Raw genomic sequence first — 16,776 nt, forward strand, 5'->3', positions numbered from 1 at the left:
AATGTCCGAAGGCTGAGGGCGACCTTGTGGGCCGGAGGTACGCTTGCTATGCGAACTTGCAACAGAGAGCAATATTCCCTTTCCCTTCAGAGCCGAACGCATGAACAGATTTTACCGGCCGCCTGCCACCTGCCAGATTCCGAACCTCAGCGGAAAATGGGAGGCCCTGTTCGGCCGTAAGACCGGCGGTTCGTTCGTCGAAGTCGGTGCCTACGACGGTGAGAGCTATTCTAATACCTCGTGCCTGGCGGATGTAGGCTGGAAGGGGCTGTATATCGAACCCGTGAGCGAATTCGCGGAAAAATGCCGACTGCGCCATTCTGACAATCCCAATGTTTCGGTGCTTGTAAGTGCGGTTTCTGACAGTGCCGGCCAAGCGGAGATATTCGTAGGCGATACGCTAACGACGCTCGTGAAAGAGCAGGTGGCCGATTATGAGCGAATCGATTGGGCCAAGGGGCTCCATCGCGGCGAGAGCCGCCAGGTTCCGACCGAGCGTCTCGACGTCATTCTGAGGCAGACTCGTTTCGAGCCCGATTTCGACGTTCTCGTCGTCGATGTCGAGGGGGCGGAGGCGCAGGTCATGGCCGGGTTTGATATAGAATACTGGCGCCCCAAAGTCATGGTCCTCGAGCTTGAGGATGAGCACCCGGATTTTCGCGACAACGCGCGTGTCACGGAGCCGGTCAAGACGCTGCGCCGGCGAATAGAGGCTCTTGGCTACGTCGATACCTTCCGTGATCATATCAATACGATCTATGTGCGTTCAGACGTTGCTTCGGCTGCCTCGCTCGAATGCAGCGACGAACAGTATCCGGTTCCACGCGTCTCTATCGGGATGCCGACTTTCGAGCGTGCTGAATTACTCGCGAAGGCCATCGCGTCTATTCGCGCTCAAACTTTCCGCGACTTCGAGCTAATTATCTCGGACAATCATTCGAGCGACTTGAACGTTTGGAAGATTGCGCTCGCCGCGGCAGCTGACGACGATCGTATTCAAATCGTACGCCAGCCACGTAATATCGGTCCAGGTGATAATTTTCGTTTTGTTTTCGCGGAAGCCCGGGCGGACCTCTTTCTTTGGGCTGCAGATGATGACATCTGGCGGCCGACCTTCCTGGAAGAGGGAGTCCGAGCGCTGGACGAGCGACCGGACCTGGGCGGCTGGATGACCCATCTTGAGGTGATCAACAGCCGGGATCGCGTTATGCGGGAAATCCCGAACCTGGTCCGTTTCAGTAGTACTTGGGTAAAGCCGCTTGATCTCGCGAAATATATCTTCGAGCCCGAAGTTCTCGGTAAAGCCAACGTGTTCAATCTTTTGTATCGCCGGAAGAATTTGGCAAACGTTTTGCCAATGCTCGACAACCTCCACGATGTTTGGGGGGCGGATATGGTCTTTGCCTACGCCTTCCTGTGTCGGAACAAGATAGAGGTTTCGCCTGAGCCACTGTTCTTCAAACGGCACAACACCGATGCCGAGAGCTTCGATGTCGATGATCCGCATCGCTTCATCTACGCCGAATCTGATGCGGGAACGTACCTCGGGGCGTATCGCGAAGTTGCAAAGGGGACGCCCTATTATCTTTGGACAAAGCTTCTCACATCTCTGCGATATCGCTACGAGCGCTTCTACAAGCGGTTCGTCATGCGGCCGCTTCCTGAGCATCTGCCTGTTTTGATGTCAGAACTCAAGAAAGCGCAGCCGATCGCAGCATCGAAGCCTGAAGCGCTAACAAAGGAACTACCTTCCGACAAAAGTTGGCAGAAGAGTTTCTACGATGAGTTCCGCGCCGATCACTATATCCGCCACACCTTGCGGCGGCAGGAGCACCTCGCGTCCCTCGGCCTGCCGATCGCGGAGCGTTCGGTGCTCGAATTAGGGGCCGGCATCGGCGATCACACGACCTTTTTCATCGACCGCGATTGTCCGCTTTGCGTCACGGACGGCAGGCCCGAACTCTATGAGATATTGCGAGATCGCTTCTCGTGGATGCGGACGGCACAGATCGATCTCGACGAAGAGCCCGACTTCTCGGACCCTTATGAGATCGTTTACGCCTATGGCTTGCTTTATCATTTGAATGATCCCGAGCGAGCGCTCAGGACGATGTCGCGCCTTTGTAGTGGCATGCTGCTTCTCGAAACTTGCGTCTCTCCTAAGACCGACCTCAGCATTAATCTCGTGAAGGAAGACGATCTGCCCAGCCAGGCACGCAGCGGCACGGGCTGTCGCCCGAGCCGGCGTTGGGTGTTCGAGACCCTGAAGACGCTGTTCCCCTATGTCTACGTGACACGCACGCAGCCTTGGCATCCGGAGTTCCCGCTCGATTGGCGCGGGCTCGAGCATGGCAAGGGCTTGACCCGCTCGGTCTTCGTCGCGTCGCGCGAACCGCTCGACCTACCGACACTGCTTGCGGAGCTCCCCGACGTGCAGGTCAGGCACTGATAATGAAAGCCGTCATCCTCGCCGGCGGGCTGGGAACCCGTATTTCCGAGGAATCGGTTCTGCGGCCCAAGCCCATGATCGAGATCGGCGGGCGGCCGATCCTGTGGCACATCATGAAGGTCTATGCCCAGCACGGCATCCGCGATTTCGTGATCTGCCTCGGCTACAAGGGCTACATGATCAAGGAGTACTTCGCGAATTTCGTGCTGCATCACTCCGATGTCACGATCGACGCGATCGAGAACCGCATCACCTACCATCAGAGCTCCGTCGAGCCCTGGCGCATCACCTTGGTCGATACGGGCGAGACGACGCTGACGGGCGGACGTCTCAGGCGGGTCCGCGATTATCTGGACCCGGGGCAGCCCTTCTGCTTCACCTATGGCGACGGGCTCGCCGATATCGACGTCCCCGCACTCGTCGACTTCCACTCCCGCTCCGGCCGCCTGGCAACGCTGACGGCCGTCGTGCCGCCAGGCCGCTATGGCGCGCTCGACCTGGACGGGACCACGGTCAAGCGCTTCATGGAGAAGCCGCCAGGCGATGGCGGCTTCATCAATGGCGGCTTCTTCGTTCTGGACCCGCAGGTCATCGACATGATCGATGGTGACCAGGTGTCGTGGGAGGGAGCTCCTCTCGAGGCACTGGCCAGCAAAGGGCAGCTGGGCGCCTATCGCCATCGCGGCTTCTGGCAGCCGATGGACACGTTGCGCGATCGAAACCTGCTCGAAGAGCTCTGGAGCAGCGGCCGCGCACCTTGGAAGGTCTGGCCGTGAGCACGGTGGTCGACGCAGGCTTTTGGAAGGGCCGGCGCGTCCTCCTGACGGGCCACACCGGTTTCAAGGGCAGCTGGGCCGCGCTTTGGCTGTCGGCGATGGGAGCGCATGTCTTCGGTTTCGCGCGCGCGCCTGACACGGCTCCGTCGCTTTATGAACTGGCCGGCGTCGATGCTGACGTCACCAGCATGATCGGTGATCTCGCCGACGTTGCGGCCGTGCGCGCTTGCGTCGAGCGGGCGCGGCCCGAGATCGTGCTGCATTTCGCCTCGCAGGCACTGGTCCGCAGGGCCTATCGCGACCCTGTCGATACGTTTGCCAGCAATGTCGGCGGCGCAGTCAACCTGCTGGAGGCTCTCAGGCATCGGGACGGCCTGCGCGCCGTTCTCATCGTCACGACCGACAAGGTCTATCGCAACCGCAATGAGGGCGCCGCGTTCCGCGAAACGGATCCGTTATGGGGCGAAGAGCCCTACTCGGCGTCGAAAGTGGCCCAGGAACTGATCGCCGGCGCCTATGCCCGGAGCTATTTCACGGCCTCCAACATCCGTCTGGCGACGGCGAGGGGTGGAAACGTCATAGGCGGTGGTGACTTCGCTGAGGACCGGCTCGTGCCCGACATCGTCAGGGCCATCCAGAATCACACTCATGTCTCGATCCGCCACCCGCAATCGACGCGGCCCTGGCAGCATGTGCTCGATTGTCTGGCCGGATATTTCGTCTATGCGCAGGCGCTTGTCGCCGATGGACCGTTGCCGCCTGCCTTGAATATCGGCCCTGGCCCGGAGGGCAGCCTGGCTGTGGCCGATGTCGTCGAGCAGCTTTGCCGCGCATTGGGACATCCGGGCGCCTGGTTGGCACAGGAGAGTGCCGGCCCCACCGAGGCCAAGACGCTGGCTCTCGATGTCACGCTTGCACATGAGACGCTGGGTTGGCGCGACCGGTTGAAAGCCTCCGCAGCGATCGAAGCGACGGCGGCATGGTATGGGGCCTATCTCGGCGGAGGCGACATGCGTTTGGCCTGCCGAGGCGAGATCGAAGCCTTCATGCAACTGGGCGTGACAGGTCGGCCCTGACCACCGGCCGCTCAAAATCAAGCCTGCACGATAGCCCCGGTTTCCGAACCCGTATATGGGGTCATGCCTCTGATCGAAGTCTCGAGATTCTGCGCAATGTCGAACATGGAACTTTCCGGTGCGGTCTGCCGCTCTTGCGGCGCGGCGTTGACGGCGACCTTCGCCGATCTCGGGCTGTCTCCGATCTCCAACGCCTTTCCGCGCATCGCTGCGCGCCGGCAGGCCGAGCTGTTTTACCCTCTGAGAGCCTTCGTCTGCTCGGAATGCCGGCTCGTGCAGCTCGAGGATTTCGAGAGCCGCGAAGTCCATTTCAACGAGGACTATGCGTATTTCTCGTCGGTCTCGACCTCATGGCTGGCTCATGCGGCACGCTACGCCACGGCGATGATCGATCGCTTCGAGCTTGGCGCCGCATCGCGCGTTATCGAGATCGCCAGCAATGACGGCTATCTCCTGAAGAACTTCGTTGCTCGCGGAATCGCGTGTCTCGGCGTCGATCCCGCCGCGAATTGCGCTGAAGCCGCCATGCGCAATTTCAACGTCGAAACGCGCGTCGGTTTCTTCGGGGCCGAGCTGGGGGCCGCCTTGGCCAAGGACGGTTGGCAGGCGGATCTGATCGCGGCGAACAATGTCCTCGCCCATGTGCCCGATCCGAATGACTTCGTATCGGGCTTCGCCAATCTGTTGAAGCCTGCCGGAACTGCGACGTTCGAATTTCCGCACCTGCTGGAACTCGTCAGGCATTGCGAATTCGACACGATCTATCACGAACACTATTCGTATCTGTCGCTTCTGGCGCTTGAACCGCTCTTCGCGCGTGCCGGTCTGCGGGTCTACGACGCGGAGAGGCTATCGACGCATGGCGGCTCATTGCGTCTCTTCATATGCCACCAGGCCGCGCCATTTCCGCAAACCGGCGCGCTAGAAGCCCTGCGTGCCGAGGAGCTGGCCGCGGGCCTGCACACAGATGACTTTTACACGGCCTTTGCGGAATCCGTCCGCGAGACGAAGCGGAGCCTGCTCAAGCTTCTGATCGAACTCAAGACGGGTGGCGCGCGCATCTGCGGCTATGGCGCTGCGGCGAAGGGAACGACGCTCCTGAACTATTGCGGGATCAAGACGGATATCCTCGACTTCGTCGTCGATCGCAATCCGCACAAGCAGGGCCGCTTCGTGCCAGGCACCGGAATCCCCATTCTGGGCGCCGAGGCGATCGACGAGCATCGTCCCGATTACATTCTGATCCTGCCTTGGAATATTCGCCAGGAGATCGTCGAATCGATGAGCCATGTGCGCCAATGGGGCGCCAAGTTCATCGTTCCGATACCGAGCCCTTGCATCCTTGATTGATGGCAGTGTCGGTCAGGCGCGCGCCCCATGCGCCAGTACTCCGGACATGACCTCGGCATAGCCGTCCAGCATGGCGTCTCGCGTCATGCCGGAAGCGATGATGCTTTCGCGTGCCTCATCGCGCATGCCTGCGAGTCGCCCCGCCTGGGCGGCGCCGCGAATGCTGTCTGCGAGAGCCTCGACATGGTCGACAGAGGCGAGGAAACCGTTCTCCCCGTCGCGAATGATGCGCTCCACGTCGCCGACGCGGGTGCTCGCGACCGGGGTTCCGCAGGCCAGGGCCTCGAGCATCACCAGCGGCATGCCCTCGATCGACGAGGTCATGACGAGGATGTCGAGCGCCCCATAGAGGCGGGGCAGGCTGGAACGGTCCAGTTTGGCAATGATGCGGACCGGCAGGTTCTCAGTAGCGATGCGCTTTTGCAGCTGTGGTAGTTCCTCGCCATCTCCGACCATGATTGCCCTGATCGGAAGATCTCCCGACAGTCGCGAGATGACGTCGAGAAATTTGTCAGGCCGCTTCTCACCACTGAGCCTGCCGACGAAACCTAGCAGGATGTCTCCTGCGGCCACGCCGCACTCAGCCTTGAGCGATGCCCGGTCCGCTGCCGGCTGAAACAGGTCGATGTCGATTCCATTCGGAATCCGGTTTACGCGCTCGGCTGGTACTCCGCGTGCGACCAGGGAATTCCGGACCTTGGCGCTGATCGCGACATGCGTGCTGAAGGCCGCCGAATACCGCGCCGCGTTCCGGATATGACCCTCGGCAAGATCATTATGCACGATGTCGATGAAGGCGAGATGGGGGAAACGGGCCTTCAACTCCGGGGCGCGCTCGTAGGTGAGCGACGAGTTGCTCGTCAGGATGGCAAGGGAGCCTTCGACCTGGACCAGTGCCGCTAGCGTTGCGACCAATCGGTCGGCATCCAGCAGATCGCCGGCATGGAGGATATCCTGCGACACGGTTGCAAATGCGCCGCGCATGGCGTGCTCGCTTGGCAGCATGGTGACGATGGTAATTCGCCAGTCCTTCGCCAAACGGCTCAAGACGTCGAGGAGAACGACCTCCGATCCTCCCATCGGCAGCCAGGGCACGACGACGAGACAGTGCGGTCGCTCGTCGTCGCGCTGACGGGCGGGCAGCGACTGCAACGCTGCTTCGAGACGTTCCGCTCCGCCGATGGGATCCGCTGTCAAAAGCGGGTGGTGTGGGCCGAGCGCGGTGGCGACAGCATCATTGGCGCCAGGCTGCAGCGAGGCGCAGGAATAGCATAAGGACAGCCCGTCGCGCAGCCGGGTGATCCAGGTTTTTGGCGCGAGTCCACGCTTGAGGCGCTTATTGGCCGGTAACCCCTGGAGGATCGCGCTTCGTCGCACGAACAGCAGGCCGGCTTCCGGTGATGCGGCCGTTACCAGCGCATCGATATCCTGTTCCGCGAGCAGCAGGCCGGCCGCCAGCCACTGCTCGATCGTGATCGCCTCGAGCCCCTTGGCTGATATTGCGAGAATCTCGGCCGCAGATTGTTCAATCTGTTCGGCGAGATCGGGGCCATCGGGGCGCAACATCTCAAAGGGGCGGGTGACGGCAACTGGCGAGATTGAGCCGCTCTCCTGCCAGGAGCGGGTCTTGTTAGGCGTCTTGGCCCGTCGCGTCGGGGCCTGGGGCGTCTGGGCATGGGACGAGGCGACCGATGCCGGCTGCAATATCGCGTATCGACGCAGGACGCTCCCGATCGCGTGCCTCCCAAGCTGGAGTGCCTCGCGGTGGCGGTATTCTCGCAAGGCATCGATCATCGGGCTGAGATGGGCCGTCACGAAGCCTGATGTCGGGCCCAGCAAGCGCCGGCCTATACGAGTGCCGAGATATAGCGAACGGAACAGGCTCCTATGAACGATCCGGCTTGGCCGCCGGAGGATTTCACCCCGGATGGCGATCTGAAGATGGGCGGTTTCACCGCGAGCCTGCTGCAACTGCGTGGTCAAGTCGGCTGCCTTGACGGCCTCTCGACTGATCTGTGACAGCAAGTGGCTGTGCTCATGGTTCAACTGCTGATGGCGGTCGGCGAGATTGTTGTAGTCGGCTGCCAGCTTGGTGTAGTCGGCTGCCAGCTTGGTGAGATCACGATAGGTCTGCAGCCCCAGCGCCGCTTGTCGTCGTAGCTCGAGATTGCGTTGGCGCTTGGGCTCTGCGCCATAGCCCAGGATAGGCGACTGCTTCTCCAGGCCCTTGCCTTCAAAGCGTGACCAGAACGGCTCGAAGCTCCAGGCGTCGAATGGCGTGAGGCGCTGCCCGCCGAAATCGGCGATGACGGCGTTCTGGCTGTCTGGCGCCAGGATTGCCGCCATGCGCGAAAAGCTTGAATTGCAGACGGCAAGTTGGCCGGCCCGCTGCATGATTTCGAAATCGAGCATCGCGGATGGCAGGCCTGGTACGGATTCAACGTCGCTCAGGCTTTTCGCACGAAAGCGCGCAAATGCCGGCAGGACATCGTCGGGCGCGTCGGTTGCCACATAGAGGACTGCGTCTGGCCGATCGGCAAAAACGGCATCGAGCCAGTCGGCATACCAGGCTTCGGGAACCGGGCGGTACCAGGGCAGGCCGTTCTTGTGCAGTTCGACATAGTCGCCGCGGCGAACATGGATCGCGATCAGCGGGCGCGTGCCGCCTTCCGTAAGCACGGAAAGCCTTCGCTCGACATCGGCCGCCTGAGCCTCCCCGAGTTCATAAAGGCGGCGCAGAAGTTCGCGATGGGGGCCCCAACAAGCAGGCAATTCCTGGAAATACCCCCAGAAATCGGCATCGACCAGCGGCGCCTCCAATTTCCAGAGCTCGAGGTCGTCATTGTCGAAGGCAAAATAGCGAAGCTCGGTCGGTAGCGGCGTCTCCGGCTTGGGGTCGGCGATGGTATAGATGCCGTTCCCGTCCCATTCGGGAAAGGTTACCGCGCAGCCATAGCGTAGGCCGTAAAATTTGACATAGGCGTGCTGGAAGATCTGGTTGGCAAAACGGCCGTTGGAGCCCAGCGAGGACATAGTGACCTGGCCGCGAGCCTTGCCGCCCAGGCGCGAAATGTCAGTTACGTGGCTTGAACGCAGGAAGAGATCGCCGCATGCGTCACAAGCGACGGGCACGAAGCCCAGGTCGAAGGCGAGCGGCCAGAACGGCCAGAAAGGCTCTTGATCGGCCGAGTCGCGTCTCAGGAAAATCGCGACAATGTCGGGTATGAGAGCCTTTCGCAGAGTTGGCGCGCTGATTGCCCGCGAGCGGAATTCCAGGATGCGGACATCCGCAGATAAGCCGTGCGCCGACAATGCGACGGACAGGTTTTCGTCCATGTCGATCAAGCCGTCCATCGAGCAATCCTGGAGTCGAACGCGCTGCAAATTGCTTCAGCTATGGCGAACACCGCCCTTTCTCTCCAGTTCGACTTCGATGAGGTCGCTGGCTACCATTTCCTGAACCAATTGCTGGAAGCCTGTCTTGTGGGACCAGCCCAGCTTGGTCTTGGCTTTCGTGGGATCCCCCAGCAGTTGCTCGACCTCTGTCGGGCGGAAGTATTCGGGGTCGATCTCCACCAGCGTCGCTCCGGATTCCGCATCGATGCCTTTCTCGTCGACGCCGGCACCTTCCCATCTGATGGTGCGTCCGACATGCGCGAACGCCAGCTCTACGAACTCACGAACGGAGTGCATCTCGCCGGTTGCCAGGACGTAGTCGTCGGGCTCGGGCTGCTGAAGCATCAGCCACATTCCCTCGACATAATCGCGTGCATGCCCCCAATCGCGCTTGGCGTCGACATTCCCGAGATATAGCCGGTCTGTCAGTCCCAACTCGATTGCCGCGACGGCGCGGGTGATCTTTCGCGTCACGAAAGTCTCGCCGCGGATAGGGCTCTCATGGTTGAACAGAATCCCGTTCGAGGCATGAATGCCGTAGGCGTCGCGATAATTGGCGACGATCCAATAGGCATAGAGCTTGGCGACCGCATAAGGGGATTGCGGATTGAAGGGCGTCGTCTCGCTTTGGGGAACCTCGCGAACCGCGCCATAAAGCTCGGATGTCGAAGCCTGATAGAACTTCGATTTTTTCTCGAGCCCCAGGATACGCAGAGCTTCCAGTAGCCTCAGGGTTCCGATGCCATCCGCATTGGCCGTATATTCCGGCGTTTCGAACGAAACCTTTACGTGGCTCTGGGCCGCGAGATTGTAGATCTCGTCCGGCTGGGTTTCCTGGACGATACGGATCAGATTGGTCGAGTCCGTCAAGTCGCCATAGTGCATGAAGAAGTTCGTGTCTTTCCGATGTGGATCGACATAGAGATGGTCGACCCTCTTCGTATTGAACGACGATGAGCGCCGCTTCACGCCATGAACGGTATAGCCTTTTCCAAGCAGAAGCTCCGCCAGATAGGCGCCGTCTTGCCCGGTAACGCCAGTAATCAAGGCAGTTTTCTTCGTCATGATTTTGTCCTTTCGCCGATTATCTGGCGTTTATCTTAATTGAACGAATGGCTGGAGAGGCGGGCAGCCGGGGTCTTCAGAAGTTCTGCGATGCAAGAACGATGGCTGGCCGGTGAGTGGTGTGTCTCCAGAAAAGTCCGAATTCCAAGTGTCAGGCGCTCGCGCAGTGAGGCGTCACGATAGAATGCGGCGAAACAGTCCCTGGCCTCGGCGAGCCTTGTGCTGTCGGACGCGGAAATCGTCAAGAAGACCGCGCCTCTGGCCATGACCTCCGACAGGGGGGCGACATCGGCCCCAACGATGGGCAATCCGGCCCGAAGCAGGGCGACGACTTCGTCATAAGTCGCTGCCGACCCGTTCATGAGCAGAACCAGATCGAAATTTGCGAGTTCGTGCTCCGCCGGAGTTTCGGTGGCCGTGACGAGGCGTACCTTGAGCCCTGCCGCAGGACACAGTTGTTGCAGTTGAGCCGCTTCCGGTGCTGTGAGGCCAATTGCCAAAATGCGGTGGTTCAACGGCTGTTGAGCGGGCCGTTCAGCGTCGAGTTCCACTGGAGAGTAGGCGATGCGCCAGATGTCCGCGCGTCGATCAAGCCTGGCTCGATCGTCCCGCTGCCCCGTTTCCGAGGAGTGGATGACCAGCGTCGCCTCGTCAAGGAACTCCGAGAGGAAGTCGAACGGATCGGGTTGGATCATGCTGAAGCCTTGAACAGGCGTCGCTCGATCGTCTGCCCTGTAAAAGATCTTGTCGCGATCCGCCAACAATCGCCCATAGCGGCCCAGGATGCGTGCTGACATCGTGCCGGATGCGAGGTGAAGTCGGGCGCCGATGGCGGCGATCTCGATGAGGCGATAGGCGACGAGATCGCGCTGGTCTGCCGACAACCCTTTGACGAGATGCGCAAGATTGATGATGACGGCGTTGCCGAGAGCCATCGAAGGCATGTCCTCGTCAAATGCGGGGTCATCGACGAGGAGGAGGCTTCGCGTAGTGCTGTCGATATCCGAAAGCGCCTTGAGCGCGGCGAAAACCGTCTTGCCTTGGGGGGAGGTCGGCGTCGAGACGATGCCGACTTCGGTAAAGCGAAGCCCGGCAACGCGCCGGCATGCCTCGAAATAACCGACGCCGGCCGCGAAGTCGCCATTGCGCGTTGAAACGACCGGGCAGTGCTCCATCGATCCTAGTGAAATTGCCGGATCGATCAGGTTGGCAAGCCTGACTTCCTCGCAATTCGAGAGCGACATCAGGAAGCGCGAGCGTTCGGTCTCGCAATCGACCGCGTCCTGGCCGTGCCGGAGGAAGCGGCGCGCGCCGGGAGCTGCGAGTGCGAGATAGGTTTGTGGCTCGAACAGAGGGGTCGGCGGGATCAGTCGCGCCGACTGATTGTTCATATTGGATGACAGGCTGTTCGCACGATGGCGATAAAACAGGATGACGGCCGGAGCGACGACGAACTCGGCGCCCTTGGCGATTGCCGTGGCGTTGAAGTGCCAGTCTTCATAAGCGTAGCCCGGCCCGAGGCGGACATCGATGAACTGGTTCAAATCGACAATACTACGGTGGACGAAAAGCCGCGATATGTATGGATGCTGCGAGAAGAAGGCGATCGGGGGTATGCTTGCGCTGCCGTTGTAGACCGCCAGGAGATGAAGCGAACCGAAGCCGAAAAGATACTCGGGGACGATGATCGTCCGGGGCGAATGCTTGAGCGCCGTTTGATGCGAGACGAGCGTCGTGTTGCTTGAGATGAGGTCGTCTTCGTCGCAAAATTGAATGTAGTTCGCGCGGGCGTGGCGCAGACCGTCTTGGCGCGACAGCCCTAGAGAGCCGTTGTCCAGCCGAATGACGCGTGTGCGCTCAAAGGCGTCGGAGTGATAGGCTTCGACCCATGCCAGGGTTTCGGGCGGTGATCGATCGAGCGCCAGCAGCAGCTCGATTTTCAAACCGGAGGAGCGGGCTTTTCTGGCGGCAGCCTCCAGCGAGCGCATGGTTCGCCTGAGGTAGTTACCTCCTGCATGAATGTTGACCACCATGCTGACGTCGAGCAGCGGAAACGTATTTTCGGTCATTCTGGAGAGTTTCAACCACTTTCTGCGCGGCCTGTTCGTGTAGCCGTTGGAAAACTCAGGGGCAAGCAGGCACGCTTTGGCCAGTGCAGCACTGCTATCGCTTCAGCCTGGACGTTGTGAGACAGCGGAGTGCTGTATCGATCCATATCTGAACCGTAGCTGTCTGGATTCCATGGAGATTCGTTCTACTTATCGTGCGAGCGCCCTTGACATTGAACAGCTGCTCGTCTGCAAGGAGGGCTTCTGGACGCGGTTTGTACGGTTTCCCTCTCGATATGTCTCATGGTGTGACCACACAGCGGATCAACCCAGCCGTTGTGATTGTGGTGCTGGGCCTGATCGGCAGCACTTTCCTCTGGGTTCTGCGCGATACCTCGGTCTGGCCATGGGATCAGGCCTGGTATGGCGAGGTCGCTCTCGATCTTGCCCAATCGCGCCGTGGCAATGGTTGGGAGTGGCTTAGGGCCTCTCTCGCCGCCTTCGGCTCGAAGCCGCCGCTGCTCGCCTGGGTCGCTCAGTTCTTCGCGCCGTTGTCGCGCTGGCTGGGAGATATCGAACCCGCGCTTTTGATGGTCAATGTGTTGGCGCAGCTCGCGACGCTGCTGCTCATCGCCAGGATTTGCGCCCGCATGGGCTGTGGCGTGCTGGCTCAATTGGCCGGTGTACTCGCCTTTGGCGGCAGTTCGCTGTCGCTGGGGTTGTCGCACCAGTTCCTGACTGAGACGCTGCAGATGCTGAGCGTCGCCATCATGTTGGACCTCATATGGAAGGTCGAGCGGCGAGCTGTCGCGAGCACGATTCTGTGGGGCGTTCTCATCATGGCGCTTGCGATGCTGGTCAAAGCATCGAGCTTTACATTCGCCATCCCCTTTGCCGTTTATTGCATCGTCGCCTGCCTGATCAGAACGGATGCTCGGCAGGCTGTGCGACCGGTTGGTGTACTTCTGCTTGCGCTGGCCGCCGCTCTGATATGTGCCGCTTGCGTGGGCTGGTACTGGGTCAATTGGGCCCCGATGACCCAGCATTTCCGTAACTCCACCTTGAATGATGTCGCCTTGGCATATGGCAACGTTGGAACGCTTGGCAGCAAGCTTTCCCTCTGGGTGCAGTCGCTCGCCGTGGCGCTGTCGCCTTGGCCGTTCATTGCTGTTGTCATTGGCGGGCCGATTATCTTGGCCTTCGCGGTTTGCCTCGCGAACGTCGTCAAGGCGCCGCGCAATCAATGGCCGCTCCTCGCTCTCGACAATGGCTTCCTCTATGCGGGAGCTTTGATCGGCACGATTGCGCTCACCGTTCTCGGTCTCGCCACTCAGATCAATGAAGAGACGCGCTTTCTGTCACCGACGCTGCCGATGATTGCCGTTCTCCTGGGCTGGGCGCTGACGGTTCTGCGGTGGCGTTGGCTCCAGCTCCTGGCCTTCATTGCCGTCGCCTGCAACGCGGTCTATGCGGTCAGCTTCGCGCATGGCTACAATCCACTCGGGCTCCAACCCTCTGTCTGGCTCAAGCAGGTCGATCTTGACACCGATCGCAAGAACCTTCTTGCGCGCGCCGTGACGGAAAGCTGTTCCGCGTCGCGGCCAAATCGCTATGCGATCATTGGGGTGGAGTATCCATCATTCAATGGGAATTCCGCCGCCTTCTTTTCGGCGAAGCAGCAACGCAAGACGCGACACAGATGCTACTATACGAGCCTTGGCTACGCGGAGACTGATCTCGATAAGGCCTTGGCGAGGATTGACAGCCTCGACGCAGACTATCTCGTAACCTTCACCCCTGACCGCCAGCGCGATCCCGACCTGTTCAACCGTATATCGGGCGTCGTCGTGGAGAGGCTTTCGTCCGATCCGCGCTTCACGGCGACCCAGGATCGTGACAGCGGTTTGATGATCTTTCACAGACGCCGTTGACCTCAACCAGGCTCAAGCCGGCACGACAACTTTCAGGCACGATTGTTCATGTTCAAACAGGAAACTCCTGATCTCGCAGGTCCAAGGCTTGCAGTTTTCGAAAGCTCCGAGCGCTTTGCCGAGCAGCGCGCGCAATGGCGCGAGAAGGCTGAGTTCTTCCACGAGGAGGACAACAAGTACCTGCGCTTCATCATCCCCGAGGGTAAGTCGATCCTCGAGATCGGCTGCGGCATCGGCGATACGCTGGCGGCGCTGAAGCCGTCGCGCGGCGTGGGGGTCGATTTCAGCCCAAAGATGGTCGAGGTCGCGCGCAGCCGCCATGCGGGTCTGGATTTCATCGTTGGCGATGTCGAGAATCCGCAGACGCTGGCAGCCATTCAAGGGCCGTTCGACTATATCCTGATCGTCGATACGCTTGGCCACATCAAGGATGTGCAGGCGCTGATCGCGTCGCTTCATCGGCTGTGTGATCGCAAGACGCGTCTCGTCGTCGCCTATTTCTCGCATCTCTGGCAGCCCTTGTTGTCGGGCGCGGAAGCTCTTGGCGTCAGGATGCCGTCGGAGCCTTCCAATGTGTTGTCGCCTGCTGATTTGCGGGCTTTTGCCGAGCTCGCCGATTTCGAACCTGTGAAATCGGAGGCGCGCCTGATTTCGCCTTTCAGGCTTTTCGGGCTTGGCTCGGCTTTGAACCGTTTCGTCAGCCATCTTCCACTGGTGCGGTCGCTGGCGCTTCGTCACTATCTGGTGGCGCGTTCGCTGGTCATGAAGGACGATGGCCTCAAATCGGTCTCGATCGTCGTCCCGGCACGCAACGAGAAAGGCAACATTGAACCGGCCGTTCAGCGCATTCCGCGCTTTTGCGACGATATCGAGATCATCTTCGTCGAAGGCAACAGCAAGGACGACACCTATGAGGAGTGCCTGCGCGTTCAGGCGGCTTATCCTCAATATGACATCAAGGTGATGAAACAGCCCGGAAAGGGCAAGGCCGACGCGGTTTTCACGGCCTACGACGTCGCGCGCGGCGATGTTCTGATGATCCTGGACGCCGACTTGACCATGCCGCCCGAGCAGCTTCCAAAATTCTGGGAGGCGATCGTCTCCGGCAAGGGCGAGTACATCAACGGTTCGCGGCTCGTTTATCCGATGGAGGACGAGGCGATGCGTTTCCTGAATCTCATCGCCAACAGGACCTTCTCGATCCTCTTCTCCTGGCTGCTCAATCAGCGCTACACCGACACGCTTTGCGGCACGAAGGTGATGCGCCGGGTCGACTACGAGCGGCTCAAGGAAGGCAGAGCCTATTTTGGTGATTTCGATCCGTTTGGCGATTTCGACCTGATTTTTGGTGCAGCCAAGATGTCGCTCAAATCCGTCGACCTGCCCGTGCGGTACGCTGCGCGGACCTATGGCGAGACGCAGATCTCGCGTTTTTCGCATGGCTGGCTGCTGCTGAAGATGGTCGTGTTCGCCTTTTTCAAGATCAAGGCGCTTTGACTGGCCAAATGCTTTGATCGGCCAAGTGCTTTGACCGATCAAGTGCGGCGTCCCAATGCCGTATCCGGCCCGGCGGCAACGCGCCCGGTGCAGCGGTATCGACAAGGGGGGCGCTGGCGCGCGCTTGCAGGCTCGACGGTTGGCGGGAATGTGACAGAACGCGCGGATGGGCAGGTCAGCAATCGGCTTGCCTTTGCACGCACTGATCAGGCTGTGAGGCAAGGTCTTCAATGAGCGCCTTAAGAAAATACCCTTATGCCTTTGCGCGTCATGTCATGGACAAGATCGCGACCGTAACACTGGGAGCCTTGTTCGTTTCCGGGCCTGGCCGCCGCTTGCGGGCGGCGCTAGCTGGCGTAAATCCGGTTTCGCAGGTTCCTGACATCAAGGTCGCCCTGATCGCGCACGCCTACTACGCTGAGCTGCTTGACGAGATTCTCTCATGCAGGGCCGTCTTGCCCGGCATCGTTCCGCTTCACGTGACACTGCCGGCGGAGCGTATGGAGATCACCAAGCAATATCTCGCTGGAGTGCCCGATGTCATTCTGCATCCATGCGAGAACCGGGGCCGCGACATCGCTCCATTCCTGACGGTGCTGGGTTCCGGCGCGCTTGATGGCTATGATGCGGTGCTCAAGCTGCACACCAAGCGCAGCCCGCATCTGCTTGACGGCGAGATCCGTCGCAAGCTGCTGTTCGACATGCTGTGTGGCGAACGCAACGCGGCTTTGCGTGTCCTTACGGATTTTGCAGACCCGTCGACCGGCATGGTCGGCTGGCGCAATTGCTTTCGCACGAGCCCGCCCTATTGGATGAAGAACGAGGCTCGCGTGCGGGAGCTGGCTGGGCGGATGGACGCGCCTGAGGTTGCGGTTCGTCTCGGCTTCTTCGAAGGCTCGATGTTCTGGTTCAGGCCCGCGGCCTTTGCGGCGTTGCGTGAGCTCAAGCTGCAGCCCGAGGATTTCGAGCCGGAGGAGCGTCAGCTCGACGGCACCCTGCATCACGCGGTCGAGCGCTGTTTCACCATCGCGGCCTGGGCGCGCGGTTTCACCGTCCGCGATCTGCGCGGGCGCATTCTGGGCTGAGGCGCGGTTTGACCCCGTGAGGCGGGGGATCGGCGTCCAACTTTGACCCCCTTGAGCCGGTTTCGGAGAGACTGCCCATTTAGGTTTCAAACGGGCGGGCGGG

The 16,776-nt window shown here is 60.4% G+C and carries 10 protein-coding genes; 7 read left to right on the top strand and 3 right to left on the bottom strand.

The features are described 5' to 3' along the window. Nucleotides 1-100 precede the first annotated feature (100 nt). From BHK69_RS31330 to BHK69_RS07860, 4 genes are all read left to right on the top strand, one after another. A complete protein-coding gene (locus BHK69_RS31330; RefSeq protein WP_083269189.1) occupies nt 101-2,449 on the top strand; it encodes an FkbM family methyltransferase in 2,349 nt (782 codons plus the stop codon). A gap of 2 nt (nt 2,450-2,451) precedes the next feature. Then, nucleotides 2,452-3,225, top strand: coding sequence for a glucose-1-phosphate cytidylyltransferase (gene rfbF / locus BHK69_RS07850; protein WP_069689608.1), 774 nt, complete (start codon nt 2,452-2,454; stop codon nt 3,223-3,225). Beyond that, nucleotides 3,222-4,301 carry a CDP-glucose 4,6-dehydratase gene (gene rfbG, locus BHK69_RS07855; RefSeq protein ID WP_069689609.1) on the top strand — a complete coding sequence of 360 codons (1,080 nt, stop codon included), beginning with the start codon at nt 3,222-3,224 and terminating at the stop codon, nt 4,299-4,301. The genes rfbF and rfbG overlap by 4 nt, the downstream gene beginning before the upstream one ends. A gap of 96 nt (nt 4,302-4,397) precedes the next feature. Next, entirely contained in the window at nt 4,398-5,651 is a 1,254-nt protein-coding gene (locus tag BHK69_RS07860; protein WP_244548435.1) for a class I SAM-dependent methyltransferase, read from the top strand. 12 nt (nt 5,652-5,663) lie between these two features. Here BHK69_RS07860 and BHK69_RS07865 read toward each other — a convergent pair whose 3' ends face one another. Genes BHK69_RS07865 through BHK69_RS07875 form a run of 3 tightly spaced genes read right to left on the bottom strand, consistent with a single transcriptional unit; the run spans nt 5,664 to nt 12,181 of the window. Continuing rightward, nucleotides 5,664-9,005 carry a glycosyltransferase gene (locus BHK69_RS07865; RefSeq protein ID WP_069689610.1) on the bottom strand — a complete coding sequence of 1,114 codons (3,342 nt, stop codon included), beginning with the start codon at nt 9,003-9,005 and terminating at the stop codon, nt 5,664-5,666. 36 nt (nt 9,006-9,041) lie between these two features. Next, nucleotides 9,042-10,112 (bottom strand): GDP-mannose 4,6-dehydratase, encoded by a 1,071-nt coding sequence (gmd, locus tag BHK69_RS07870; RefSeq protein WP_069689611.1) that lies wholly within the window; start codon nt 10,110-10,112, stop codon nt 9,042-9,044. Nucleotides 10,113-10,147: 35 nt separating this feature from the next. Next, nucleotides 10,148-12,181 carry a glycosyltransferase gene (locus BHK69_RS07875; protein ID WP_069689612.1) on the bottom strand — a complete coding sequence of 678 codons (2,034 nt, stop codon included), beginning with the start codon at nt 12,179-12,181 and terminating at the stop codon, nt 10,148-10,150. Between the two features lie 287 nt (nt 12,182-12,468). Between BHK69_RS07875 and BHK69_RS07880 the strand changes: the two genes are divergently transcribed. The 3 genes from BHK69_RS07880 (at nt 12,469) to BHK69_RS07890 (ending at nt 16,673) form a co-directional block, all read left to right on the top strand. After that, nucleotides 12,469-14,091 (top strand): ArnT family glycosyltransferase, encoded by a 1,623-nt coding sequence (locus BHK69_RS07880; RefSeq protein WP_069689613.1) that lies wholly within the window; start codon nt 12,469-12,471, stop codon nt 14,089-14,091. A gap of 48 nt (nt 14,092-14,139) precedes the next feature. Beyond that, complete coding sequence (locus tag BHK69_RS07885) at nt 14,140-15,588, top strand: glycosyltransferase (protein WP_069689614.1); 1,449 nt, start codon at nt 14,140-14,142, stop codon at nt 15,586-15,588. Nucleotides 15,589-15,863: 275 nt separating this feature from the next. Next, nucleotides 15,864-16,673, top strand: a complete 810-nt coding sequence (locus BHK69_RS07890; protein WP_069689615.1) for a rhamnan synthesis F family protein — start codon at nt 15,864-15,866, stop codon at nt 16,671-16,673. Nucleotides 16,674-16,776: the final 103 nt, after the last annotated feature.

The organism is Bosea vaviloviae, assembly GCF_001741865.1.
Taxonomy (GTDB): domain Bacteria; phylum Pseudomonadota; class Alphaproteobacteria; order Rhizobiales; family Beijerinckiaceae; genus Allobosea; species Allobosea vaviloviae.

Excerpts from the sequence above, each read along its gene's own strand:
- BHK69_RS31330 (WP_083269189.1), top strand. The coding sequence starts at position 101 with ATGAACAGATTTTACCGGCCGCCTGCCACCTGCCAGATTCCGAACCTC.
- rfbF (WP_069689608.1), top strand. The coding sequence starts at position 2,452 with ATGAAAGCCGTCATCCTCGCCGGCGGGCTGGGAACCCGTATTTCCGAG.
- BHK69_RS07860 (WP_244548435.1), top strand. The coding sequence starts at position 4,398 with ATGTCGAACATGGAACTTTCCGGTGCGGTCTGCCGCTCTTGCGGCGCG.
- BHK69_RS07865 (WP_069689610.1), bottom strand. The coding sequence starts at position 9,005 with ATGGACGGCTTGATCGACATGGACGAAAACCTGTCCGTCGCATTGTCG.
- gmd (WP_069689611.1), bottom strand. The coding sequence starts at position 10,112 with ATGACGAAGAAAACTGCCTTGATTACTGGCGTTACCGGGCAAGACGGC.
- BHK69_RS07875 (WP_069689612.1), bottom strand. The coding sequence starts at position 12,181 with ATGACCGAAAATACGTTTCCGCTGCTCGACGTCAGCATGGTGGTCAAC.
- BHK69_RS07885 (WP_069689614.1), top strand. The coding sequence starts at position 14,140 with ATGTTCAAACAGGAAACTCCTGATCTCGCAGGTCCAAGGCTTGCAGTT.
- BHK69_RS07890 (WP_069689615.1), top strand. The coding sequence starts at position 15,864 with ATGGACAAGATCGCGACCGTAACACTGGGAGCCTTGTTCGTTTCCGGG.